The organism is Microbacterium sp. NPDC091382, assembly GCF_044757025.1.
Taxonomy (GTDB): domain Bacteria; phylum Actinomycetota; class Actinomycetes; order Actinomycetales; family Microbacteriaceae; genus Microbacterium.
In genome coordinates, this window is record NZ_JBIVUD010000001.1 from 317311 (window position 1) to 340034 (window position 22724).

23 protein-coding genes are annotated in these 22724 nt (G+C 70.7%); 13 read left to right on the forward strand and 10 right to left on the reverse strand.

What is annotated here, in order from left to right:
• Positions 1-63 precede the first annotated feature (63 nt).
• The 6 genes from ACIQLK_RS01495 (at position 64) to ACIQLK_RS01520 (ending at position 5852) form a co-directional block, all read left to right on the forward strand.
• Positions 64-1428, forward strand: a complete 1365-nt coding sequence (locus tag ACIQLK_RS01495) for a glucose-6-phosphate dehydrogenase (protein ID WP_400362330.1) — start codon at positions 64-66, stop codon at positions 1426-1428.
• Positions 1429-1472: 44 nt separating this feature from the next.
• The gene (locus ACIQLK_RS01500; RefSeq protein WP_400362332.1) at positions 1473-2045 is read left to right on the forward strand and encodes a nitroreductase family protein; all 573 of its coding nucleotides are present in this window, start codon (positions 1473-1475) and stop codon (positions 2043-2045) included.
• 60 nt (positions 2046-2105) lie between these two features.
• Positions 2106-2831, forward strand: coding sequence for a hypothetical protein (locus ACIQLK_RS01505; protein ID WP_400362334.1), 726 nt, complete (start codon positions 2106-2108; stop codon positions 2829-2831).
• Positions 2832-2921: 90 nt separating this feature from the next.
• On the forward strand, positions 2922-4043 hold the full coding sequence (locus ACIQLK_RS01510) for a type III polyketide synthase (RefSeq protein ID WP_400362336.1): 1122 nt from the start codon (positions 2922-2924) through the stop codon (positions 4041-4043).
• On the forward strand, positions 4040-4732 hold the full coding sequence (locus tag ACIQLK_RS01515) for a methyltransferase domain-containing protein (protein ID WP_400362338.1): 693 nt from the start codon (positions 4040-4042) through the stop codon (positions 4730-4732). The genes ACIQLK_RS01510 and ACIQLK_RS01515 overlap by 4 nt, the downstream gene beginning before the upstream one ends.
• On the forward strand, positions 4725-5852 hold the full coding sequence (locus ACIQLK_RS01520) for an FAD-dependent oxidoreductase (RefSeq protein ID WP_400362340.1): 1128 nt from the start codon (positions 4725-4727) through the stop codon (positions 5850-5852). Before ACIQLK_RS01515 ends, ACIQLK_RS01520 begins: the two co-directional genes overlap by 8 nt.
• Before the next feature lie 28 nt (positions 5853-5880).
• Here the strand turns inward: ACIQLK_RS01520 and ACIQLK_RS01525 are convergent, their stop codons facing one another.
• A complete protein-coding gene (locus ACIQLK_RS01525) occupies positions 5881-6711 on the reverse strand; it encodes a UbiA family prenyltransferase (protein ID WP_400362342.1) in 831 nt (276 codons plus the stop codon).
• A 165-nt stretch (positions 6712-6876) separates the two neighbouring features.
• Between ACIQLK_RS01525 and ACIQLK_RS01530 the strand changes: the two genes are divergently transcribed.
• On the forward strand, positions 6877-8193 hold the full coding sequence (locus ACIQLK_RS01530; RefSeq protein ID WP_400362343.1) for a DUF222 domain-containing protein: 1317 nt from the start codon (positions 6877-6879) through the stop codon (positions 8191-8193).
• A gap of 418 nt (positions 8194-8611) precedes the next feature.
• Here ACIQLK_RS01530 and ACIQLK_RS01535 read toward each other — a convergent pair whose 3' ends face one another.
• Together ACIQLK_RS01535 and ACIQLK_RS01540 are read right to left on the reverse strand one after the other, a co-directional pair.
• Positions 8612-10816 (reverse strand): ATP-dependent Clp protease ATP-binding subunit, encoded by a 2205-nt coding sequence (locus ACIQLK_RS01535; protein WP_400362345.1) that lies wholly within the window; start codon positions 10814-10816, stop codon positions 8612-8614.
• Positions 10817-10868: 52 nt separating this feature from the next.
• Positions 10869-11837 carry a GlxA family transcriptional regulator gene (locus ACIQLK_RS01540; RefSeq protein WP_400363841.1) on the reverse strand — a complete coding sequence of 323 codons (969 nt, stop codon included), beginning with the start codon at positions 11835-11837 and terminating at the stop codon, positions 10869-10871.
• 104 nt (positions 11838-11941) lie between these two features.
• Here ACIQLK_RS01540 and ACIQLK_RS01545 point away from each other — a divergent pair, with 104 nt between their 5' ends.
• The 3 genes from ACIQLK_RS01545 to ACIQLK_RS01555 are packed head-to-tail and all read left to right on the forward strand — an operon-like array spanning position 11942 to position 12782.
• Positions 11942-12106, forward strand: a complete 165-nt coding sequence (locus tag ACIQLK_RS01545) for a hypothetical protein (RefSeq protein WP_400362346.1) — start codon at positions 11942-11944, stop codon at positions 12104-12106.
• A gap of 27 nt (positions 12107-12133) precedes the next feature.
• A complete protein-coding gene (locus tag ACIQLK_RS01550; RefSeq protein WP_400362348.1) occupies positions 12134-12553 on the forward strand; it encodes a hypothetical protein in 420 nt (139 codons plus the stop codon).
• A 16-nt stretch (positions 12554-12569) separates the two neighbouring features.
• On the forward strand, positions 12570-12782 hold the full coding sequence (locus ACIQLK_RS01555) for a hypothetical protein (RefSeq protein WP_400362350.1): 213 nt from the start codon (positions 12570-12572) through the stop codon (positions 12780-12782).
• 25 nt (positions 12783-12807) lie between these two features.
• On the opposite strand, the gene ACIQLK_RS01560 is transcribed toward ACIQLK_RS01555, so the two are convergent.
• The gene (locus ACIQLK_RS01560; protein WP_400362352.1) at positions 12808-13902 is read right to left on the reverse strand and encodes a glycosyltransferase family 4 protein; all 1095 of its coding nucleotides are present in this window, start codon (positions 13900-13902) and stop codon (positions 12808-12810) included.
• 1 nt (position 13903) lies between these two features.
• Positions 13904-15103, reverse strand: a complete 1200-nt coding sequence (locus ACIQLK_RS01565; RefSeq protein ID WP_400362354.1) for a glycosyltransferase — start codon at positions 15101-15103, stop codon at positions 13904-13906.
• A 178-nt stretch (positions 15104-15281) separates the two neighbouring features.
• On the opposite strand from ACIQLK_RS01565, the gene ACIQLK_RS01570 reads away from it, so the two are divergent.
• Both ACIQLK_RS01570 and ACIQLK_RS01575 read left to right on the forward strand, forming a co-directional pair.
• On the forward strand, positions 15282-15872 hold the full coding sequence (locus tag ACIQLK_RS01570; protein ID WP_400362356.1) for a hypothetical protein: 591 nt from the start codon (positions 15282-15284) through the stop codon (positions 15870-15872).
• Between the two features lie 113 nt (positions 15873-15985).
• Positions 15986-16756 carry a hypothetical protein gene (locus tag ACIQLK_RS01575; protein WP_400362357.1) on the forward strand — a complete coding sequence of 257 codons (771 nt, stop codon included), beginning with the start codon at positions 15986-15988 and terminating at the stop codon, positions 16754-16756.
• Between the two features lie 276 nt (positions 16757-17032).
• On the opposite strand, the gene ACIQLK_RS01580 is transcribed toward ACIQLK_RS01575, so the two are convergent.
• The 4 genes from ACIQLK_RS01580 to dnaK are packed head-to-tail and all read right to left on the reverse strand — an operon-like array spanning position 17033 to position 20926.
• Positions 17033-17467, reverse strand: a complete 435-nt coding sequence (locus ACIQLK_RS01580; RefSeq protein ID WP_400362359.1) for a heat shock protein transcriptional repressor HspR — start codon at positions 17465-17467, stop codon at positions 17033-17035.
• 10 nt (positions 17468-17477) lie between these two features.
• Complete coding sequence (locus ACIQLK_RS01585; protein WP_400362361.1) at positions 17478-18458, reverse strand: DnaJ C-terminal domain-containing protein; 981 nt, start codon at positions 18456-18458, stop codon at positions 17478-17480.
• 12 nt (positions 18459-18470) lie between these two features.
• Entirely contained in the window at positions 18471-19061 is a 591-nt protein-coding gene (locus ACIQLK_RS01590; RefSeq protein ID WP_400362363.1) for a nucleotide exchange factor GrpE, read from the reverse strand.
• Between the two features lie 2 nt (positions 19062-19063).
• Complete coding sequence (dnaK, locus tag ACIQLK_RS01595) at positions 19064-20926, reverse strand: molecular chaperone DnaK (protein ID WP_400362364.1); 1863 nt, start codon at positions 20924-20926, stop codon at positions 19064-19066.
• Positions 20927-21105: 179 nt separating this feature from the next.
• On the opposite strand from dnaK, the gene ACIQLK_RS01600 reads away from it, so the two are divergent.
• The gene (locus tag ACIQLK_RS01600) at positions 21106-21657 is read left to right on the forward strand and encodes a GNAT family N-acetyltransferase (protein WP_400362366.1); all 552 of its coding nucleotides are present in this window, start codon (positions 21106-21108) and stop codon (positions 21655-21657) included.
• Between the two features lie 12 nt (positions 21658-21669).
• Here the strand turns inward: ACIQLK_RS01600 and ACIQLK_RS01605 are convergent, their stop codons facing one another.
• Positions 21670-22653 (reverse strand): hypothetical protein, encoded by a 984-nt coding sequence (locus ACIQLK_RS01605; RefSeq protein ID WP_400362367.1) that lies wholly within the window; start codon positions 22651-22653, stop codon positions 21670-21672.
• Positions 22654-22724: the final 71 nt, after the last annotated feature.

Sequence of the window (22724 nt, forward strand, 5' to 3'; positions counted from 1 at the left end):
CGGCGGGGCAAGAGACGAGCCGCTCCCCGCTCCGACCGGCCTCTGCGGGTTAGGGTGACGCCCATGACGGCCGACACGACCCTGCTCATCCTCGGCGCTTCGGGGGACCTCACCTCCCGCCTGCTCCTCCCCGCGTTCGGGCAGCTGCTCGTCCGCGAGCCCCAGCGGAAGGTCCGCCTGGCGGGGGCCGGCGCGGAGGACTGGAGCGACGACGCCTGGCGCGACACGGTGCGGAAGGCGTTCGCGACGACCGGATCCGAGGCCGCGTTCGAGGCGTTCTCGGACACGACGTACACGAAGGCGGACATCACCGACCCCGACCAGTTGCAGAAGCTGCTGGATGCGGCCGAAGGCCGGCCCGCGCTCTACTTCGCGGTGCCGCCGGCGGTCGCGGCGAAGGCGTGCGAGGCGCTGCGCTCGGTGACGATTCCCGAGGGGACGATCCTCGCGCTCGAAAAGCCGTTCGGATTCGACGCGGCCAGCGCCGAGCACCTGAACGCGACGCTCGCCGAGCTCGTGCCCGAGGGGCAGGTCTTCCGCGTCGACCACTTCCTCGGCCGTTCGACGGTGCTGAACCTGCTGGGGGTCCGCTTCGCGAACCGGCTGATCGAGCCCGCGTGGTCGGCCGATCACATCGCGTCGATCCTCGTGCAGTTCGACGAGCCGCTCGGGCTCGAAGGCCGCGCGGGCTACTACGACAAGGCCGGCGCGCTCACCGACATGATCCAGAGCCATCTGCTGCAGGTGATGGCCTTCGTGACGATGGAGCCCCCGGCATCCCTCGACCAGCGGGACCTCCGCGACGCGACCGGCGCGGCGCTCCGGGCCACGGCCATCTGGCGCGACGACCCGGTCGCGTCGTCGCGGCGCGCGCGGTACACCGCGGGAGAGGTCGAAGGTCGCGACTTCCCGTCGTACGTCGACGAGCCGGGCGTCGACCCGACCCGTGAGACCGAGACGCTCGCCGAGATGACCGTCGAGGTCCGCAACGCCCGATGGCAGGGAGTCCCGATCACGCTCCGCTCGGGCAAGGCCCTCGGGAACGCCGAGGCCAAGGTCGAGGTCCGCTTCCACCCCGTCCGGCACCTGCCGGGCGGGTTCACGGGCGATCCGGGGCCCACGGTGCTCCGCTTCTCGCTGGGGCCGGATTCCATCGCTCTGGATCTCAACGTCAACGGCGAGGCGGATCCACTCGAGCTCGAGAAGGCGACCCTCGAGGCGCACCTCGGCGAGGGCGCCCTGAAGGCGTACGCCGAAGTGCTGTCGGGGATCCTCGACGGCGACGCCATGCTGTCGGTCCGCGGTGACGCCGCCGTGGACTGCTGGCACATCGTCCAGCCGGTGATCGACGCATGGCGCGACGGCCGCGTCCCGCTCGACGAGTACGCGGCGGGGAGCTCGGGTCCCGCGGACTGGGCGACGTCCTGAGCCCTGTGACGCCGGCGTCCCCCGGGCGGTGATGGAATAGAGGGATGCCGAATCGCACCGCATCCACCGACGCACCCATCCTCGACGTCCTGACCGAACGCTGGAGCACGCGGATCTTCGACGCGTCCGCACCGATCGACGAGCAGGCCCTGCAGTCCGCTCTCGAAGCGGCGCGCTGGTCCCCCTCGGCGTCCAACACGCAGCCGTGGCGGTTCATCGTCGCGCGACGGGGATCGGCATCCCACACCGCCGTCGTCGACAGCCTCATGGGCTTCAACCGCGCGTGGGCGGCCGACGCCGCCGCGCTCGTGGTGTTCGTCGCGAACACCGAGCTCGACGGTAAGGAACTGCGCTGGGCGGCGTACGACGTCGGCCAGGCCGCAGCGCACTTCACGGTGCAGGCCCACGCGAACGGACTGTGCACGCATCAGATGGGCGGGTTCCGCGCCGCCGAGATCGCCGAGGCCTTCGACCTGGCGGGCAACCAGCGCGCGCTGACCGTGATGGCTGTGGGACCTCTCGGCGACATCGAGGCCGCGTCGGAAGATCTCCGCGCCCGCGAGGACGCCCCTCGGGAGCGTCGGCCCGTCGCCGAGTCGATCCTCGTCGACGACTGATCCGGCGCGGCGACGGCCGCATGCGCCCGGCAGGGGCGAACTGTTGGTTTAGTGGTCCCGATGGACGACGACGACGCCGCCGAGTTGGCCCGACTGCGCGAACGCGCGTATGGGCGCAGTGCCGACATCGCGGGGGATCCCGCGGCCCTTGCGCGCCTGCGCGAACTCGAGGTGCGTGCGTCGGAGACCCCAGCCGACGCCGAGGCTACGGCGGAGCCATCGGCTGAATCGCCCGCGACGGAGCCCGCGGAGCTGCAGCAGGCACCAGCGGGTCCGCAGGCGCCCGCGACGGACCCGGAGCGCCCGTACGGCGCGCCCGCTCACTGGCCGCGGTGGGCGACCGGCCTCGGCCTCGTCGCGTGCGCCGGGGCGCTCGTGGTCGGGACCGCGGCGATCACCCTGTCGCTCCCGCGCGAGACTCCCCGCTACCCCGACGCGGAGCGGGTGACCACGCTCACGCAGCTCGAGGCCTGGCCGCCGGAGAGCGATTCGGACAGCCGTCGCTACACGGACTTCCGCGGATTCTCGGTCTTCGCCACGGTCGTCGGCACGCCGGCCGACCCCAATCCGGTGCGCTGCCTCAGCATCGTGAGCCCGCAGGAAGCAGCCCAGCCCGACATCGGCGAGACACTGTCGACATGCGGGGCGGGCCCGTTCCCCGTCGCGGTGACGGCGGTGGTCAGCGACCTCAGCCCCGAGGCCGCGAAAGACGCTTACGCCCTGGGGACGGCGATCAATTTCACGCTCGGCGAGAACGGCGTGGAGGTGTGGGTCGCCGCTCGCTGACACGAGGCGCGCCGTCCGCGGCCCCCACACAGAGGGCAGCCGAGGTCAACCCGCGACGCCACGCGGTCGTTCGGCGGTTACGGTGAGGCAATGACCCCCCGCATCCTGTCGATCGGCACCGCCGTGCCCCGCGCCCGCCTGCGACAGGCCGAGGTGCGCGACCTCTTCGCCGGTCAGCCCGGCGCCGACCGACTGACGAAGCGGCTCATCGGCGCCGCGTTCGACGCCTCTGCCATCGAGACCCGGCATACGGTCCTGGGCGATCTCGCGGCCGCGGCAGCGGCGACCGCCTCGCCGCGCGCTGACGAGCGGATGCCGACGGTCACCGAGACCGGTGCTCTGCTGACTCCGTCGACCGGCGCCCGCAACGACGCCTACATCCGGCTCGCACCGCCCCTGTTCGCCGAGGCGGCGCGGAACGCCCTGGCCGCGGCATCCGTCGATCCCGCCGACGTGACCCACGTCGTCACCGTCTCGTGCACCGGGATGTTCGCACCCGGGCCTGACTACCGGCTCGTGCGCGACGTCGGCCTGCCGACGACCGTCGCGCGGTCGCATCTCGGCTTCATGGGATGCGCCGCCGCCGTGCCCGCGCTCCGAACGGCGAGCCAGATCTGCGCGGCCCATCCGGACGCGGTCGTGCTGGTCGTGTGCGCGGAACTGTGCTCGCTGCACGTGCGGACGCCGGCAGACCACGACGAGATCGTGTCGGCCTCCGTCTTCGCCGACGGGGCCGCGGCGGCCGTCGTCAGCGCCGACGCCTCGCGGGCGACGGGGGCCGCGTTCGAGCTCGACCGGTTCGCGACGGTGCTGACCGACGAGGGCGAGAAGGACATGGCCTGGACGATCGGCGACACGGGATTCGAGATGGTGCTGTCCGCCGAGGTGCCGCGCATCATCGGACGCGAGATCCGGGGCGCGGTCGAGTCGTTCCTCGGGGACGAAGGCGTCGAGACCTGGGCCGTGCACCCCGGCGGCCGCAGCGTGCTGGATAGGGTCGAGAGCGGTCTCGAGCTGGCCGACGACGCCCTGAGCGTCTCGCGCGACGTGCTCCGCGACTACGGGAACATGTCGAGCGCGACGATCCTCTTCATCCTGAAGGAGATGCTCGCGGCCGACCTCGCCGACGGCGACCGCGTGGCGACTCTCGCCTTCGGCCCCGGCCTGACGCTCGAGGCGGCCCGCCTGACGTACCGACGGGCCGCCGCGTGAACCTCGCGGTGCGCGACGCCGCGCTCCGGGAGCTGATGGACGATCCCGACTGCGACCCCGTCGCCCTGGCTGAGACGCTGCGGCGGTTCGACCTCGTGAACCGCGCGATCGGCGGTTGGGGCCGGGTCTGGCGGCGCGGCATCCGTCCCCGTCTCCGACAGCTTGCGCGGCCGGCACGCGTGCTCGACGTCGGCAGCGGTGGCGGTGACGTGGTGGCGCGACTCGCCGCGTGGGCCGAGCGCGACGGTCTCGAGGTGCAGTGGCTCGGGATCGACCCCGATCCGCGTGCGCTCGAGGTCGCTCGGACACGCGAGAGCGAGACCGTGTCGTTCGCCGCGACGGATGCCGCCGAGCTCCGGGGTGCGGGCGACACGTTCGACCTCGTCCTCTCGAACCACGTACTGCACCATTTGGACGCGGATGAGCTCGAGAACTTCGCCGCGGATACCCGCGCTCTGTCGTCGGGAACCGTCCTCCACGCGGACATCGAGCGCGGCGCGCTGGCGTATGCGCTCTATGGCATAGGGATCACGGCGCTCGAGCGGGGCACCTTCCTCAGAACCGACGGCCTGCGGTCGATCCGGCGCAGCTACTGGGCGGCGGAGCTCGAGCAGGCGCTCGGCGCGCCCTGGCGGGTGGCGTCGCCGGCACCGTTCCGACTGCTCGCGGTGGCGGATGGCGATGCCTGAGGTCATCGTCGTCGGAGCGGGCCCGGTGGGCACGCTCCTGGCCGCTGAACTCACCCGTTTCGGGGTCGAGGTGGCGGTGCTCGAGCGCAGGCCGGCCGCGGGCGGCGGGTCACGGGCGATCGGGCTGCACGCGCCGACGCTCGCGGCGCTCGAGGCCGGCGGGGCGACGGAGCGGATCCTGACCCGCGCCGTGCGGGTGCGGCGGGGCGAGGCGCGCAGCGACGGTCGGACGCTGGGTGTCGTCGACTTCGGGCGTCTGGACGCGCGGCATCCGTATGTCGCGACGCTGCCGCAGGTCGAGACGGAGGCAGCGCTCCGCGGCGAGGGACCGGAGCCGGAGCGAGACGTGACGGTGACGCGGATCGCTCCTGACGGCGCGAGGGTGCGGGTCGAGACCGACGCGGGCGCGCGCGACGCGCCGATCGTCGTCGTCGCCGGCGGCGTGGGTGTGAGGGACCTCGTCTTCCGCTCGGAGGGCCTCCGGCGGACTGCATACCCCGATCGGTATCTGATGACGGATGCCGCCCTCCCGCCTCGCGAGGACGGCGAGACCGCGCTCGTCCATCTCGCTCCGGACGGAGTGCTCGAGTCCTTCCCCTTGCCGGACGGGCGCCGCCGCTTCGTCGCCTGGGACGCGGGCGGGTCGCTCGAACCGCACGCTCTCGCGTCACGGCTGCGCGACGCGATGCGGGCGCGGGGTGAGGCCGACGCCGCCGAGATGGTGACCGAGGCGACCGCCTTCGGCGTGCGGCGGGTGCTGGCCCCCGCGATGCGGCGCGACCGACTGTTCGTCATCGGCGACGCGGTGCACGAGATCAGTCCGATCGGCGGGCAGGGTCTCAACCTGGGGCTGCTGGATGCCGCGACCCTCGCACCCCTGCTCGCGGCGTGGATCCGGGTGGGCTCGGCGCCCGAGGCGGATCTGGACGAGTGGGAGCGGGACCGGCTGCGATCGGCGCGGGCCGCCGGACGCCTCGCCGCCGTGAACATGGGCCTCGGCCGCCCCGTGTCGCGGAGGGCGCACGCGGTGCGGTCGCGGGTGCTGGGTTCCGTGCTCGCCGCGACGGGGTCGCTCGTCCCACACGCCTACGCGATGGGGCTCGACGCCGCCGGGCGGTGACGGATCAGGGCGCGGAGGACCACGCGGATCATGCCGTGCCGGACGCCACCACGAGCTGCAGAGCGAGGACCAGGGCCGCAGACATCACGAGCCGGAAGCCGGTGCGATCGGCGCCGCGCCGCCGCATCCGGAGCATGACGGCCCCGGCGATCGCGATCACGACCACCGCGAAGAGGATCATCAGGACGGCCGGGGCGCCCTCGGTGAGACTGCCGACCAGGACCGCGATCGCAGCGACGACGATCCCGGCGACGGCCAGGACGACGGATGCCGCGGGCCCGATCCGGTGCGGCAGGCCACGGACCCCGGTGCGGCGGTCGTCGTCGAGGTCGGGGAGCACGTTGGTGAGGTGCACGGCGGCACCGAGCATGGCGCCCGCGAATGCGGCCCAGAGCGCCGCCGGCTGCGGGGACGGCTCCGAAAGCGTCGCGAGCGAGGGGAAGATGCCGAAGCTGACGAGGAACGGGACGATCGACACCGGGGTCGCCTTCACGCCCGCGTTGTAGCTCCACGCGAAGGCGAGAGCGATGACGTGAGCAAGGAGCATCGCCCACCCGAGGACGGCCGAGAGGATGACGGCGACCCCGAGAGCGATGAGAGCGGCGATCCACGCCGTGCGGACGCGGGTGTCGCCTCGGACGAGCGGCTTGTCGGCGCGACCGACGGTCGCATCGCGGAACAGGTCGATCGCATCGTTCGACAGACCGACCGAGACCTGACCTGCGAACACCGCGATGACGAGGAGGACGATCCGCCAGGGCTCCACACCGGCGGCGATGCCGAGAGCGAGCGACAGGACCGTGACGACGAGCGAGGGACCCGGGTGAGTGGCACCCCACAGGGCCCGAACGGTTCGCATGCTCGATCTTTTCACGCGCGGAGAAGGGCTTGGCTGAGGTCTTCCCAGGTCGTAGTCACGTCGTGGGAGTGAGTGAGAGATTTCTCATACGCAGGGCGGTTCGCAACGTGTGGTCTCGGCGGTTTTCGGGGTTCGAATGTCGGAGGTTGCTGCCAGAGTGCAGGTATGACGAACACAGCGGAAACCCCCGATGGCGAGGCGTATCTCGCCGCCATCGCGGGCATCGTTGCGGACGTCGAGAACGTGGGAATCGAGTTGGCGCGCGTGCAGGTCCGGGAGCTTCGCGTGCTCGCCGCCGCCGGCCGGCTCGCGGACGCGCAGAGCGCGCCTCGGAACGCGCGAGTGCAGGTGCATGACATGGTGCTGCGCTCGATCGCCGCTGAGGTCGGTGGGGTGATGCGGATGACCGACCGGACGGTGCAACGCCGGATCGGGGAAGCCCGGCTGGTCATCGAGGGGTTCCCCGCCGCTGTGACCGCGTGGGAGGCGGGGCGGATTGTCCGTGGGCATGTCATGGCGATCGTGGATGCGGGGTCGAACCTGCCCGCAGAACTGTGGGCGGAGTTCGAGAAGGTCGCGATCGAACGCTGCGAACGCGACACCCCGAACCGGGTTCGGGGTGAGCTCGAGATCCTCGCCCACCGGATGCACCCACGATCCTTCGCCGAACGACACGAGGAGGCTGCCGCGGGGCGGTGCGTGCGCCTCGTCCCCGGGCGGAACGGGATGTCGGATCTGATCGCCACGCTGCCGACGGTGATCGCCGAGGGCATCCACGACCGGCTCACCCAGCAGGCACGGGCGATCGTCGACACCCGCGAGGAACGAGCCCCGGAATCGGTCGTCGTTGCGACCGACGCTCGTTCGACCGATCAGGTCAGGGCCGACGTGTTCGCCGACCTGCTCCTCGCCGGCTCACCCGCACTCGACGACACCCGCGACACCACCGCCGGGCCGCTCGGAGCGATCCGGGCACGGGTGCAGGTGCTCGTTCCCGCGGCGACGCTCACCGGGGCGGACGACGGGCCGTGTGATCTGACTGGCCGCTCACCGATCGACCCGGCCACCGCGCGAACGCTCGCCGGCGGCACGGGGGTCTGGGAGCGCCTGTTCCACGACCCGACCACCGGGGTCACCGTGTCGACGGATTCGTACCGGGTGCCGTCCGGCATGCGACGTTTCCTACAAGTGCGGGACCAGCACTGCCGGTTCCCCGGATGCCGCGTCGCCGCGATCCGCTGCGAGGTGGACCACACCCACGATCACGCCCTCGGCGGCAACACCGAACTCCCGAACCTGGCGCACCTGTGCCAACGGCATCACTCGATGAAGCAGTTCACCGCCTGGAGAGTCCGACAACTGTCGGGTGGCGTCCTGGAATGGACCTCACCCCTCGGCAGGATCTACAGAGAAGACGCACCCACACCGGCCGTCGCCTTCACCCCTGCCGCAGCACCACCGGGAGAGCCGGCACCCTTCTGAGTCTCGCCACCGAGCCGCGGCCGGCAGACTGCCCCACACCGTGGCATCGAGTCGCACTCGCGCGTCTCCGCCCTGCGACGGCCCCGTACTGCGGTGACCCTCGCGAAGCGACACCCTCCCGCTTCACTCCGCAGCGCGCCATTCACCCGAGCGGTGCCACCCCCGAGCCGCGGCATCCCCGCGCCGCCCTGCGCTGCACCGCTCCTCCGCAGCACCGGCTGAGACGGCGCATCGCGGTCGCGCAGCATCGAATCGATCGCGGCTGCCTGTCCCGCTTCGGTGAAGAAATGCTCGTCCCGCTCCGGCTCCCACGGCGCCAGCCTTCCCCGGCTGCGGCGATACGCATCCGGGAGCGCCCCCGCATCCGATCCGGCGACATCCCGCAGGACCACACCGCGTCCCAGCGAGACGCGCCTCATCAGTCGAGCAGCTCCGCCTCGACGACGTCATCGCCCGACTCTTCTGGAGGTGTCGGGCCGCTGCTCGTCAGCACCAGCTGCGAGCCGTCGACCGCGACATCCACCCGCACGACGTCGCCGTCGTGCACACCGCCCGACAGCAGCGCCATCGCGAGCCGGTCCTGGATCTCCGACTGGATCAGCCGGCGCAGCGGCCTCGCCCCGAACAGCGGGTCGTACCCGCGCTCGGCGAGCCACGCCCGCGCATCCGGCGTCACCGCCAGAGTCAGCCGGCGCGCGTGCAGCCGCCGCTGCAGGGCGTCGACCGCCAACTCCACGATCTGCGCCAGATCCGACTCGGTCAGCGGCGTGAACATCACGACGTCATCGAGACGGTTCAGAAACTCCGGTCGGAAGGCCTGCCGCACCATCGCCATGACCTGCTCGCGCTTCGTGTCGTCCGTCAGCGTCGGATCGATCAGCACCGGCGACCCGATGTTGCTCGTCAAGACGAGGATCGTGTTCGTGAAGTCGACCGTTCGACCCTGACCGTCGGTCAGCCGTCCGTCGTCGAGCACCTGCAGCAGCACGTCGAACACCTCGGGGTGGGCCTTCTCGACCTCATCGAGCAGCACCACGGAGTAGGGGCGACGCCGCACCGCCTCGGTCAGCTGGCCACCCTGCTCGTAACCGACGTATCCCGGAGGAGCGCCGACGAGCCGCGCGACGGCGTGCTTCTCGCCGTACTCACTCATGTCGATGCGCACCATCGCGCGCTCGTCGTCGAACAAGAACTCCGCCAGAGCCTTTGCGAGCTCCGTCTTGCCGACACCGGTCGGCCCGAGGAACAGGAATGATCCCGTCGGCCGGTTCGGGTCGCTGATCCCGGCCCGCGACCGGCGCACGGCATCCGCCACCGTCTTCACGGCCCGCTTCTGCCCGATCAGCCGCTTGCCGAGCTCGGACTCCAGGTGCACGAGTCGAGCGCTCTCGCTCTGCAGCAGCTTTCCGACCGGGATGCCGGTCCACGCCGCGATGACGGCGGCGATGTCCTCGTCGGTCACCTGCTCGTTGACCATGCGCTCCTCAGCGGGGTTCGCTTCTGCCCGCTCGGCGTCCGCGATCTCCTCCTGCAGACGTTTGATGGTCTCGTATTCGAGCCTCGAGGCGCGGGCGTAGTCAGCCTCGCGCAGAGCCCGATCACGCTCGGTGATCGCGTCGTCGTACTGCTTCTTCAGGTCGCCGACGCGATTCAGACCCGCCCGCTCACGCTCCCAGCGCGCCTCGAGCAGGGCGAGCTCGGCCTGAGCGGCATCCATCTGGTCCCGCAGCTTCGCGCGACGCTCCTTGGACGCGTCGTCCTTCTCCTTCTTCAGCGCGAAGTCCTCGAGTCGCATGCGCTCGACCTGGCGCCGCAGTTCGTCGATCTCGACGGGGCTGGAATCGATCTCCATCTTCAGTCGGCTCATCGCCTCGTCGATGAGGTCGATGGCCTTGTCGGGGAGTTGCCGACCCGGGATGTAGCGGTCTCCCATCGCGGCGGCGGCTACGAGAGCACCGTCGTTGATCGTCACACCGTGGTGGGCCTCGTACCGACCTTTGAGCCCGCGGAGGATCGCGATCGTGTCCTCGACGCTCGGCTCGCCGACGTACACCTGCTGGAAACGTCGCTCCAGGGCGGCATCCTTCTCGATGAACTCCCGGTACTCGTCGAGCGTCGTCGCGCCGATCAGGCGCAGCTCGCCGCGCGCGAGCATCGGCTTCAGCATGTTGGATGCCGCGACCGACCCCTCGCCGCCGCCGGCGCCCATCAGCGTATGCAGCTCGTCGATGAAGGTGATCACGCGGCCGTCGGACTCGGTGATCTCCTTGAGCACGCTCTTCAGCCGCTCTTCGAACTGACCGCGATACATCGCGCCTGCGACGAGCGCCGAGATGTCGAGGGCGATGAGCTCCTTGCCCTTCAGCGACTCCGCGACGTCACCCGCGACGATGCGCTGCGCGAGCCCTTCGACCACCGCCGTCTTTCCGACGCCCGGCTCACCGATGAGCACCGGGTTGTTCTTCGTGCGGCGCGTGAGCACCTGGCTGACTCGCCGGATCTCGCCGTCGCGTCCGATCACGGGATCGAGCCTGCCCTGGCGGGCGCGGTCGGTGAGGTTGATGCCGAACTGCTCGAGGGCGCTGCCCTGCTCCCCCTGCCCGGGGGCCGGTTGTGCGTTCATCGTCTGCTCCTGAGGGATCGCGAGAAACTTGAGTCCGTCTGGCTCAACTTTATCACGATGCCATATCGGTGGCGCAGGCGAATCGGGCGCGGTACGCCGTCGGCGTCGTCCCGAGCACCCGCGAGAAGTTCTGCCGCAGCACGGCCGCCGAACCGAACCCGCACTCGTAGGCGATCGCGTCGAGACCGAGGTCGGTCTGCTCGAGCAGTCGTTGCGCGTGCAGGATCCGCTGCCGGCCGAGCCATGCACCCGGCGTCGTGCCGTAGTCGGCCTTGAACCGCCGCGCGAACGTCCGGGGCGACATGTGCGCCTTGCTCGCCAGCTGATCGACCGGCAGATCGAGTCGCAGGTTCGCCAGCATCCACTCGGTCACCGGCGTCAGCGACAGAGAGGTCGACACCGGCAGCGGTGCGGCGATGAACTGCGCCTGCCCGCCGTCGCGCTGCGGCGGCACCACCATCCGACGCGCGATCGTGTTCGCCGCCTCGGCTCCGAGCTCGATCCGCAGCAGGTACAGGCACGCGTCGAGCCCCGCCGCCGTGCCGGCGCTCGTGATGATCCGACCGGACTGCACGTACAGCACATTCGGGTCGACCTCGATGTCGGGGTACATGCTCGCCATCGTCTCGGCGTACCGCCAGTGGGTCGTCGCGCGACGACCCGAGAGGACGCCGGATGCCGCCACCGCGAACGACCCGCTGCACACCGTCAGCACCCACGCGCCCCGCTCGACCGCCCGACGGATGACGTCGATCACCCGCGGGTCGACGTTCCCCCACGCCTCTCGCGGGATCGGCGTGATGACGACGACGTCCGCGTCGTCGGCGAAGGTCAGATCCGCGTCGACGTTGATCGAGAAGGCGAGGTTGCTCGGGATCGCGCCGGGGTCCGGGGTCACGATGCGGAAGTCGAAGTTCGGGATGCCCTCGTCACTCCGATCGAGGCCGAATGCCTCGCAGGCGAGTCCGAACTCGAACGGGGCGAAACCCGGCTGCACGACGCAGGCGACGGTGCGGATCATGAGACCTCCGAGGAGCAGGGCGAACGCCACGCTGGCAGGATTACTGCGACCGGTGACGATACAGCCACTCGTGGCAGGATGACGCCAAGCATAGCGTTCCTGCCATGACCGCTGCATTCCTCCTCCTCGCTCTCGCCCTCCTCGTCACCCTCGCCGCCGTGGCCGCCATTCGGACGATCGTCACCGACGGTTATCGCGCCAGGCCGACCTGCCCGCTTCGGGGGAGCGCGCCCGACATCCCCTACCGCCCCGCCGGACCCCGCCCCTAGACTCGGGTCTCCGCGAGAGGACACCCCATGAGCGAGCCCGTTCCGCCGTACGCGCAGCAGCCCCCGCAGTATCCGCCGCCCGGATACGCGCCGTATCCGCTCGCCGCTGCCCCCACGGTGGCCGGCCCGGGATCCAGCCGGGGCATGGCCATCGCCGCACTGCTCGTGGCCGCGGCTCCCGTTCTCCTGGGCGGAGTCTGGCCCGCCATCACGATCCAGCTCTACCGGACGTCCTACGACCCGCAGCTGTACGGCATCGTCAACGCCGTCTTCTCGCTCTTCACCTGCGCCCTCGCCGTCGTCGCGCTCATCCTCGGGCTCGTCGCGATACGGCGGGATGTCGGGGCTCGCCTCCTCGGCGGGATCGCGATCGGACTTTCGGCCGCGACCCTCGTCGGAACGGTGCTGGGGTTCGCCTCATCCACCATCGGCAGCCAATTCCTCTGACGGCGAGGTTGAAGACATGGAACTCGGATTCGCTGCCGTCGTCGTCGGGATCGTCGCTCTGAGCCTCGCCGTCGCACGTCGACGTGCACGACTCGATCGGTCCGCGATCGACGAAGAGGGTCACGGCGCGGCCGCACGCCGAGGCGCCGACTCCGAAGCCCGCATGGCGAAGGCCACGGCGGTCTACGTCGACAACCGCAGCCACGCGGGCGGTGCCGGCGGCGTCTGACCCGGCCCCGTCCCGGGCTTCCGCCTCAGCGGCGCGTCAGGTCGGTCGCCGCGGCCAGCAGGATCCGCGCCGAGCGCACCCAGTCGAACGACCGGATGTGAGCGGTACCGCGCGCCACCAGACGCTCCCGAACGCCCGGTTCGTCGAGCGAGCGCACGGCCTGCGCAACGGCCTCCGGGTCGAGCGGATCCACGTACAGCGCACCGTCACCGGCGACCTCGCGGAAGATCTCCATGTCCGTCACGACCGCGGGCACACCGAGTTCGAGAGCCTCGGCGACCGGCAGGCCGTAGCCCTCGTCGAGGCTCGTCGTCACGAGCGCTGCGTCATCGGCCAGGAGCGCCGCATAGGCGGCATCCGTCACCCCGTCGTGGAAGACGACCGAGGCACCCGCGGCCAGGGACGTCAGTTCCCTCCGCCGCTCGGGCGAGATGCGCGACAGCAGATGCAGGGTGTGGTCAGGCAGCTGCCGCATCGCGGTGACGAGAGTCTCGACGTTCTTGTACGGCATGAACGAACCCATGTAGACGAGGTTCCGCACCGGCCCCGCGCCGACGACGGTCCCCTCGGGCAGCAGTTCGGCGAGGCGCTGCGGCGCGTTCGGGACGACGACCACCGGGCGCTTCGTCAGCCTCACGCGGGCGAATTGGCGCGCGCTCGTCTCGCTGACCGTTGCGACGAGGTCGGCGGCGTTGAGTGTCCAGCGCTGCGGCCAGTACGACAGGTGGAACAGTCGCCAGCCGAGGCGCACGTACCAGGGCAGGGCGCGAGGCGGGGTGCGGTGCCGGTAGTAGATCGTGTCGTGCAGCGTCAGGATGAGGCGGAACCGCCTCCCCGCGGAGCCGATCGTCTGCATGGGCGAGAACACCACGTCGGGTCGGTGGCGGTTCAGCATCAGTGACGAGAACGGCTCCGCGGCCGATGTCGGCGCGTGGATCCTCAGCGTGACCGCGCCGTCCGGCAGGAACGCGCGCTGCCGCTCGTCGTGGATCAGGAAGGTGACCTCGGTGCGGTGGGAGGCCGCGGCATCCGACACCGCCCGCGCGAGTTCCGCCGAATAGCGACTGATGCCGTCGTGGAAGTCCGTGCGGATGTAGCGCGCGTCGAAGAAAAGCCGCATGTCAGCCGTCGAGCGGTTCGCCGCGGTACAGCTTCTCGAACGTGTCGAGGGTGCGTTCGATGTCGTGGATCTCGACGCCGTCGAGCGAGGCCTGCTGCATGCGCGAGTACTCGGCCTGGTCGGCGGTGAGCACGGTGCGGATCTTCTCGGCGAGTTCGTCGGCATTCCCCGGCTCGAACAGATAGCCGTTTTCACCGTCGTGGACGAGGTGCGGCAGCGCGACGGCGTTGGCCGCGATCACGGGAAGACCCGAGGCCATGGCCTCCATCGTCGCGATCGACTGCAGCTCGGCGACCGAGGCGATGACGAAGACGTCGGCGCGGGTGTAGGCGGCGCGGAGCTCCTCCTCCGACACGCGCCCGCGGAACGTGACCCGGTCGGTGAGGCCGAGCCGCTGCGTGGCCTGCTCGAGGTTCTTGCGCTGGTCGCCGCCGCCGACGATCTCGAACTCGAGGTTCAGGTCGGGGAGCTTCGCGATCGCCTCGAGGGTGACCTCGACGTGCTTCTCGGTCGTGAGGCGCCCGACGAACAGAACCCGGCGGCGGTTCTCGCGCGGCTCGAGGTTCGGCGTGTAGTTGCTCTTGCGGATGCCGCAGCTGATCGGGACGACCCCGTCGATGTCGATCGTGTTCTCGAGGAACTCCGCCGCCTTGCGCGTGGGCGTCGTGACGGCCCGCGACATGGCGAACGTGCGCTTCGCGTCGTCCCACGCGAGCTTGAGGAAGATGTCGTACAGGAACTTCGGCAGCAGCGTGAAGTCCAGGATGTTGTCGGCCATGATGTGGTTCGTCGCCACGACCGGGATGCCGCGCTGGTTCGCGATGCGGGTCAGCGCGCGACCGATCACGATGTGCGACTGGCTGTGGACGACGTCGACGTCGATCTGGTCGAGGAGCCGGCGCGAGTAGTGCTTGCCCATCCAGGGGAGCACGAAACGGAGCCAGTCGTGCGGGTGCCACCGCCATCCCGGCAGTCGGTGGACGGTCAGCGGCTGCCCCTCGATGTCCTCGGTGAACACACCGTGGTTGCGGTGGCCGACGCTGGGCGTCACGACGTGCACACGGTGGCCGCGCTCGGCGAGGCCGGCGGCGAGGCGCTCGGTGAAGCGCGCTCCACCGTTGACGTCGGGCGCGAACGTGTCGGCCGCGATCATGATGGTCAGGGGGCGGCGCTCGGAGGCGGGACTGTCCGGGGGCGTCATGGTCACGGGGTACGGGCCAATCTGTGCGTCGGAGGCGAGGGGGCTCTCGCCGGTGGGGCGCAGGGATGTGCGGGGCGCCGGGGCTCGATTCTAGCCCGGGTGCCGTTCGCGACCCGCTGGGAGGTCGGCGCGCCCCGGGCTCAGGGCCGTCGGAGGCGTCGCCCCTACGCTTGTCGGCATGACCCGCATCTCCGCCCAGGCCGACCCCGCGCAGTGGGTACCGATCACCGGCTCGTTCGGGTTCCGCGGACGCCGCGCCCGCAAGAAGGCGATCGGGATGCTGCTCGCCCAGGCGAACGCCGCGTTCGGTCGCGAGCAGCCCGGCAGCAGGGTCGCCGCGTGGGCGATGAGTCAGGCGATCCCCGCGTTGATGCGCCGCGCCGACGGACGTCTGCTCGCATGGGTGTGGAAGGACGACCCCGAGCTGCTCGTCGCGATGGCCCAGGTTCAGGAGCTCACCCCGCAGCTGCGGACGATGCGCGCCAGCATGCCGATCGAGTACGACGACACCGTCGCGTTCACCGGGTCGCCGCTCGGCGTCGGCGAGAAGCTCGAGATGCCCCTGCCCCCGAACCCTCGCCAGACGCCGTTCGCCTCGTACACCTGGGACACCGGCACGCACCTCGTGACCCTCACCGCCGTCATCTCCGACCGCGAGCGGTTCGGCACCGTCATCCCCGCCGTCGACGCGCTGGCACGGTCGCTCCGCCTCGTGACCGACCTGACCGTCGGCGAAGGCCCCGGCACCCTCCGCATCGACCCCGCCTGACGCCCGGCATCCGCTTGCCGGTCGCCTCGTACCGTTGAGCCGTCGCAGATGGTCATTCTCGCCGCCGCGGACTGACCATCTGGGCCGTCTCGACGCGCCAGCCCCGCTGGAGCATGGTGCTGCGCACGCGTTCCAGAACGGCTCGGCGGGCGGGACCGCGATGCGAGCGGTTCACCCGTCACACGCCAGCCGGCGGCGGCGAGGTCGTCGAGGCGGTCGACGTCGCGGGCGTACTGGCGGTCATCCAGGCGATGCTGTTGCCCGTCGTACTCGAGGAGGACTCTCGTCGGCGCGTGGACGAGATCGCCGACGGCCAGGAACCGGCCGCGCGCGTCCCGAATCGCGGCGTTCACTTCGAAGCGCGGGAGTCCGGCCTCTCGCGCGTCCAGTCGGAGGAGCGTCTCGGCGACCGAATCCGTGCGCGGCTCGGCGAGCGCGAGCGCACGTCGGAGGCGACGCACACCGCGAGACCCGACTCGGCTGTCGACCTCCGCCTCGAGAGCATCGACGGTGAGCACGGGATCGTGCCTGCGGAGAAGGGAGTCCGCTGCGACCACGAGTTCCCGGTCGGTGAGAAGGGATGCCGCCTGGCACCACGCAGCGGCCGGCTCGGCCACAGGCATCCCGTCGACCAGCCGGAGGCGAGCCACCTGCGATTGGTGCCCGCGGACGCCTACCCCGCGAGCCCGTACCGTCGGGGGGATCGCGGTCACATCGAGAGCGGCTCGGAGTCGGTCAGGACACCAACCACCCGCGAGAACGAGCGCCGTTGCGTGAGAGAAATACTCCCCGGCCCGCAGCTTGGTCAGGTACCCGCGTGCGAGCCCCGTCACGTCGCTCGATTGCTCGCGCGAACGGACGCCGTAGAACGGTGCGGCCAGTGACGGATGCCGCAATCGGCGGCGCGTCACGCCGGCGTCGAGCGCCCGCGAGACGGGGAAATGGTCGGGAAGATCCGGGGGAAGAACAGTCGGCATCCGTACACCGTCGTGCGGTTGACCGCTCACGCCCCGCCCCGTCACCCGATCTGTGGACAGTCACCACCGTCGACCCCGCGGGCAGAAGCCCGGGCAGAACGCCCGAGCCGTCGCAGATGGTCGCTTTCGACGCCGTCAGGCGACCATGTGAGACGGCTCGGCGACGCGCCGTCGCGCGGCGGGTCAGTCGGTGGGCGGGTGCGGGCGGTACAGCACGACGTCTGTCGCGCGGCGCACGCGCGTGCCCTGGCGGAGCGTGACGACCGAGCCGGTCGCGCCGGCTGCGAACACGCGGGCACCGCGGCGGGCGGCGACCTCGTCGCGCAGGCGACCCTGCAGTCCCGTGACCTCGCGGCGCAGCATCCGCACCTGGTTCTCGAGCTCGATGATGCGCGAGATGGCCGGCAGGCTCACGCCGTCGGCCGACATCTGCGCGACCTCGCGCAGTTGCGCGACGTGCCGGAGGGAGTACCGGCGCGACCCGCCACGGGTGCGCGCCGGTACCACGAGTCCCAGTCGATCGTACTGACGCAGCGTCTGCGGGTGCATGCCGGCGAGCTCTGCGGCCACCGCGATCGCCAGGATCGGGGCGTCCTCGTCGACCTGCTCGTTCGCCATGCGTCTCACCTCACTCGCGCGCCTTGGACATCAGGTCGGCGCGGGGATTCTCCTTGGGTTCCAGCTCGTGGAAGCGCTCCAGCGCTTCGCGCGCGGGACCGTCCAGGTGCGTCGGAACGGCGACCTGGACCTCGGCGAGCAGATCGCCGGTGCCCTTCGCCGTCTGAACCCCGCGGCCCTTGACGCGCAGCACACGTCCCGACGGCGTCCCCGGCGCGACGCGCAGCTTGACAGTGTCTCCGCCGAGCGTCGGCACCTCGATCGTCGCGCCCAGCGCCGCCTCGGTGAACGTGACGGGAACATGGATGCGGAGGTTCAGCCCTTCGCGCGTGAAGACGGGATGCGGGCGCACGCCGACCGTGAGGACGATGTCGCCCGCCTCCCCGCCGTCCGGCGAGGGACGGCCCCGGCCGCGCAGCTTGATCTTCTGACCGTCCGAGACCCCCGCGGGGATCTTGACCTTGATGGGCTTGCCGTCCTCGCCCTGGAGCGTGATGGTGTCGCCCTTCACAGCGGTCGTGAAGTCGAGCGTCGTGCGGGCGGTGACGTCGGCACCGCGCTGCGGGCCGCCGAAGCCGCGGAAGCCGCCGCTCGACTGCCCGAAGCGACCGGAGCCGAAGCGGCCACCGCCCTGCTGGCCGAACATCGCGAAGAGGTCGTCGAAGTCCGCCTGCTGGCTGGTGCCGCCGGGCTGGAACCGGCTGAACACGTCCTCGAAGCCGCCGCTCGCCCCGGGCTGGAAGCGAGCGCTCCCCGACCCCATGGCGCGCAGCTGGTCGTACTCGGCGCGCTGCTCCTTGTCGCTGAGCACCGAGTACGCCTCGCTGACCTCTTTGAACTTCGCCTCGGCCGCGGCGTCTCCCGCGTTCGAGTCGGGGTGATAGGTGCGCGCCAGCTTGCGGTACGTCTTCTTCAGGTCGGCGTCCGAGACGTCCTTGGACACCCCGAGCACCTTGTAGAAGTCCTTGTCGAACCAATCCTGACTGGCCATGGGCGCGCTCCCTTACTCGGCCGGAACGGCGACCACGACCTTCGCCGGACGCAGCTCGAGGTCCCCGAGGCGGTAACCGACCTCGACGACCTCGAGGATCGTCGGCTCGGTCGTGCCGGGCGTGGGCGCCTGGAAGATCGCCTCGTGCTGCTGCGGGTCGAACGTGTCGCCCGCCGCGCCGTAGCGCTCCACTCCCAGGCGGGCCACGACGGCCCGCATCTTCTCGGCGATCGCGGCGAGCGCGCTGCCCTCGGCGAGGTCGCCGTGCTTCTCGGCACGGTCGAGGTCGTCGAGCACGGGGAGCATCCCCTTGGCGACGGCGCCCTTGGCGCGCGCGATCTCCACCTCGCGCTGCTCCTCGGTGCGCCGGCGGTAGTTGGCGTACTCCGCCTGCACGCGCTTCAGATCGAGGAGCAGGTCGTGCTCCTCCTCCGGCGCGTCGGCGACGGCGGCCTCGTCGGACTGGGCCGCGCCGAGGATGTCGTCGACCGTGAGCGCTTCCGGCTCCGTGTCGGCATCCCCGGCGGGCTCCACCGACTCCTCGGCCGGGGTCGCGGCGACGTCGTCGCCCTCGTCCGGCTTCTCGAAGTCCTTGTCCGCCATGCTTACTTCTTCTCGTCCTCGTCGTCGACGACCTCGGCGTCCACGACGTCCTCATCGGAGGATGCCGCCTGCTCGCCGGCCGGAGCATCGGCCCCCGCCTGTGCGGCGTCGGCCTGGCTCGCGGCGTAGATCGCCTCGCCGATCTTGGTCTGCGACGCGTTCAGCTTGTCGTAGGCGTCCTTGACGGTGTCGTCGTTGTCGCCCGCGAGCGCCGTCTTGAGCGCGTCGACGTCGGCCTGGACCTCGGTCTTCACGTCCTCGGGCAGCTTGTCGGCGTTCTCGGTGAGGAGCTTCTCGATCGAGTACGAGAGCGTCTCGGCCTGGTTGCGGACCTCCGCGGCCTCGCGGCGCTTCTTGTCCTCGGCGGCGTGCTCCTCGGCCTCGCGCACCATCCGCTCGATGTCGTCCTTCGGCAGCGACGAGCCTCCGGTGATCGTCATCGACTGCTCCTTGCCGGTGCCCTTGTCCTTCGCCGACACGTGGACGATGCCGTTCGCGTCGATGTCGAAGGTGACCTCGATCTGGGGGATGCCGCGGGGAGCCGGTGCGATGCCGGTGAGCTCGAACGTGCCGAGCGGCTTGTTGTCGCGGGTGAAGTCGCGCTCGCCCTGGAAGACCTGGATGGCGACCGACGGCTGGTTGTCGTCGGCGGTCGTGAAGGTCTCGCTGCGCTTGGTCGGGATGGCCGTGTTGCGCTCGATGAGCTTGGTCATGATGCCGCCCTTGGTCTCGATGCCGAGGCTCAGGGGGGTGACGTCGATGAGCAGCACGTCCTTGCGCTCACCCTTGAGGACACCTGCCTGCAGGGCGGCGCCGACGGCGACGACCTCGTCCGGGTTGACGCCCTTGTTGGGCTCCTTGCCGGCTTCCTTCTTGACGAGCTCGCTCACGGCGGGCATACGCGTCGACCCACCGACGAGCACGACATGGTCGATGTCGGCGACCTTGATGCCGGCTTCGCGGATGACGTCCTCGAAGGGCTTCTTGGTGCGGTCGAGCAGGTCCTTGGTGAGGTCCTCGAACTTCGCGCGGCTGAGCGTCTCGGAGAGCGAGACGGGGCCGGAGTCGGTCAGCGAGAGGTACGGCAGGTTGATCGAGGTCGACTGCGAGCTGGAGAGCTCCTTCTTCGCCTGCTCAGCCGCCTCCTTGAGGCGCTGCAGCGCGATCTTGTCGCTCGAGACGTCGACGCCGCTCGTGTCCTTGAACTGCTTGATGAGGTAGTCGACGATGCGCTGGTCCCAGTCGTCGCCACCGAGGCGGTTGTCACCGGCGGTCGAGCGCACCTGGATGGTCGAGAAGTCGTCGTCCTTGCCCACCTCGAGGAGGGAGACGTCGAAGGTTCCACCACCGAGGTCGAAGACGAGGATGAGCTCGTCCTCCTTGCCCTTGTCGAGGCCGTACGCGAGGGCGGCGGCGGTGGGCTCGTTGATGATGCGGAGAACGTTGAGGCCCGCGATCTCACCGGCCTCCTTCGTGGCCTGACGCTCGGCGTCGTTGAAGTAGGCGGGAACGGTGATGACGGCGTCCGTCACCGTGTCGCCCAGGTACTGCTCGGCGTCGCGCTTGAGCTTCTGGAGGATGCGGGCCGAGATCTCCTGCGGCGTGTAGTTCTTACCGTCGATCGCCTGGGTCTTCCAGTCGGTGCCCATGTGGCGCTTGACCGACGTCAGGGTGCGGTCGACGTTGGTGACGGCCTGGCGCTTGGCGGTCTCGCCGACGAGCACCTCGCCGTCCTTCGTGAACGCGACGACCGAGGGGGTCGTGCGGAGGCCCTCGGCGTTGGCGATGACCTTCGGCTCGCCACCTTCGAGGACGGCGACGACCGAGTTGGTCGTTCCGAGGTCGATTCCCACTGCACGTGCCATGTGATTCTCCTTCGTGTGGCGATTGCGTAGATCTGAAGTCTCTCGGCGGCCCTGGCCACAACCTGAGCCGCGATGACTCAACGCTACTCCGACACCCGCCGCGGGTCAAACCAACTTGAGCCGACTCATATCAAGTTTGCAGACTCGGCGCCGCCCCAAGCAGTCGTTAGCGTGGACGGATGCCGATCCGCCTGACCCCGCTCGATCCCACCGGCGCCGACCGCGAGGCGCTGGTCTCGTTCATGACGTCGCAGTCGTTCCCGTTCCACGTGCGGACCGATCCCACGGCGGAGCAGATCGCCGAGGCCATCGACGACGGCGCGTACGCCGACGAGGATCACGCGTCGTTCTGGATCGACTCCGACGAGCACGGGCGGATCGGATTCTTCCGCCTGGAAGACCTGAGCGACGGCGCTCCCCTGTTCGACCTGCGACTGGACGCGGCGCACCGCGGCCACGGGCTCGCGGCGGACGTTCTGCGGGCGGCGACCGACCACGTCTTCACGACGATGCCCGAGGTCAACCGATTCGAAGGGCAGACGCGGGAGGACAACCTCGCGATGCGGCGGGTGTTCGTCCGCTGCGGCTGGGTGCAGGAGGCCTACTACCGCGAGGGCTGGCCCGCAGACGACGGGCGACTCCTGGCATCTGTCGCCTACAGCATCTTGCGCCGCGACTGGCGCGACGGCACCGTCACGCCTGTGGTCTGGGACGTCCCGACCGACGGCTGAGCGCGGCGCGGATCAGCGCGCGCCGAAGAACTTCGCGAGCCGGCCGAGCAGGCCGCCGCCGGCGGGCTTCGGCTTCGAGACGAAGACCGAGCGTCCCTCGGCCGCGCTCACCCGCAACAGCCCCATCAGGCTGAAGGTCGTGAGCAGTCGGCGAGCCTCATGGGCGTCGAGGTCGGCGACCCGCGAGAACTCGTCCTCGGTGAGCGCCGCCTGACCGAGCAGCGAGATCGCCCGCAGGTGATGCGGCTGGTGCGGCAACGTGGTCAGGTTGGGCCACCGGTGCAGGCGGTAGCGGTCGCCCGCCCGCATCCACGGTGCAGCGGATGCCTCGAACGACGCGTGGGCGACGGCCCACAGCAGCGGGTCGAGATCGCGCCCGGGCTCGGCGACCAGGTGCGCCTCGCGGTCGAGGTCGAGGATCGTCATGGACGTGACCCGGCCGGGCACGTCGGCGAGCGGGTGGTCCCACCAGTAGGCGTGCTGCGCCACGTCGAGCACGAGGGGCGGCAGATCGCCCGCGCGCACCTCGATGAGGTCGCCTTCGCCGCCCTCGATCGCGGTCCGCAGGCGCAGGGCGAGGCGGGACCAGTCGATGTCGTCGGCGACGCCCTCGGGCATCGCGCCGAGACCGGCCGCCGCCTCTTCGAGGGTCGTCGCCCGGCGGATCGGCGTGTCGGGGAGGGATGCCGGCCACGGCCCGCGGGTCGGCCCGCCGATCGTGGGAGCCGCGGTCTCCGCGGCGGAGGGCGGAGCGACGTAGCCCGGAGCGACGAAGGCCGCGGCCGGCTGCTCGGCGGCCACGGGAGTCGCTGCCGGCGCCGAGACGTGCACCTCGCGCTGCACACCCGCACGGGCGGCGGGGTCGACGGCTGCCGGAGCCCCGGCATCCGTGTCGGAGGTGTAGCCGGTCCAGCCGGAGCCGTCCCACCAGCGGTAGGCGGCGATCCCCAGGGGGTCGGCGCGCCATTCGGCCGCGGTCTGCGGGTCAGTGGTCATCTCGTCTCCTCGTGTGGGCCGGTGCGACGGTTCGGGCGGTGCGACGGCGGACCTGAGGGGTCCGCCGTCGC

Excerpts from the sequence above, each read along its gene's own strand:
- ACIQLK_RS01540 (WP_400363841.1), bottom strand. The coding sequence starts at position 11,837 with ATGATCCGCACCGTCGCCTGCGTCGTGCAGCCGGGTTTCGCCCCGTTC.
- ACIQLK_RS01575 (WP_400362357.1), top strand. The coding sequence starts at position 15,986 with ATGGTGCTGCGCACGCGTTCCAGAACGGCTCGGCGGGCGGGACCGCGA.
- ACIQLK_RS01550 (WP_400362348.1), top strand. The coding sequence starts at position 12,134 with ATGAGCGAGCCCGTTCCGCCGTACGCGCAGCAGCCCCCGCAGTATCCG.
- ACIQLK_RS01530 (WP_400362343.1), top strand. The coding sequence starts at position 6,877 with ATGACGAACACAGCGGAAACCCCCGATGGCGAGGCGTATCTCGCCGCC.
- ACIQLK_RS01565 (WP_400362354.1), bottom strand. The coding sequence starts at position 15,103 with ATGACGCCCCCGGACAGTCCCGCCTCCGAGCGCCGCCCCCTGACCATC.
- dnaK (WP_400362364.1), bottom strand. The coding sequence starts at position 20,926 with ATGGCACGTGCAGTGGGAATCGACCTCGGAACGACCAACTCGGTCGTC.
- ACIQLK_RS01590 (WP_400362363.1), bottom strand. The coding sequence starts at position 19,061 with ATGGCGGACAAGGACTTCGAGAAGCCGGACGAGGGCGACGACGTCGCC.
- ACIQLK_RS01520 (WP_400362340.1), top strand. The coding sequence starts at position 4,725 with ATGCCTGAGGTCATCGTCGTCGGAGCGGGCCCGGTGGGCACGCTCCTG.
- ACIQLK_RS01495 (WP_400362330.1), top strand. The coding sequence starts at position 64 with ATGACGGCCGACACGACCCTGCTCATCCTCGGCGCTTCGGGGGACCTC.
- ACIQLK_RS01570 (WP_400362356.1), top strand. The coding sequence starts at position 15,282 with ATGACCCGCATCTCCGCCCAGGCCGACCCCGCGCAGTGGGTACCGATC.
- ACIQLK_RS01605 (WP_400362367.1), bottom strand. The coding sequence starts at position 22,653 with ATGACCACTGACCCGCAGACCGCGGCCGAATGGCGCGCCGACCCCCTG.
- ACIQLK_RS01535 (WP_400362345.1), bottom strand. The coding sequence starts at position 10,816 with ATGAACGCACAACCGGCCCCCGGGCAGGGGGAGCAGGGCAGCGCCCTC.
- ACIQLK_RS01510 (WP_400362336.1), top strand. The coding sequence starts at position 2,922 with ATGACCCCCCGCATCCTGTCGATCGGCACCGCCGTGCCCCGCGCCCGC.
- ACIQLK_RS01600 (WP_400362366.1), top strand. The coding sequence starts at position 21,106 with ATGCCGATCCGCCTGACCCCGCTCGATCCCACCGGCGCCGACCGCGAG.
- ACIQLK_RS01585 (WP_400362361.1), bottom strand. The coding sequence starts at position 18,458 with ATGGCCAGTCAGGATTGGTTCGACAAGGACTTCTACAAGGTGCTCGGG.
- ACIQLK_RS01580 (WP_400362359.1), bottom strand. The coding sequence starts at position 17,467 with ATGGCGAACGAGCAGGTCGACGAGGACGCCCCGATCCTGGCGATCGCG.
- ACIQLK_RS01545 (WP_400362346.1), top strand. The coding sequence starts at position 11,942 with ATGACCGCTGCATTCCTCCTCCTCGCTCTCGCCCTCCTCGTCACCCTC.
- ACIQLK_RS01525 (WP_400362342.1), bottom strand. The coding sequence starts at position 6,711 with ATGCGAACCGTTCGGGCCCTGTGGGGTGCCACTCACCCGGGTCCCTCG.
- ACIQLK_RS01500 (WP_400362332.1), top strand. The coding sequence starts at position 1,473 with ATGCCGAATCGCACCGCATCCACCGACGCACCCATCCTCGACGTCCTG.
- ACIQLK_RS01555 (WP_400362350.1), top strand. The coding sequence starts at position 12,570 with ATGGAACTCGGATTCGCTGCCGTCGTCGTCGGGATCGTCGCTCTGAGC.
- ACIQLK_RS01505 (WP_400362334.1), top strand. The coding sequence starts at position 2,106 with ATGGACGACGACGACGCCGCCGAGTTGGCCCGACTGCGCGAACGCGCG.
- ACIQLK_RS01560 (WP_400362352.1), bottom strand. The coding sequence starts at position 13,902 with ATGCGGCTTTTCTTCGACGCGCGCTACATCCGCACGGACTTCCACGAC.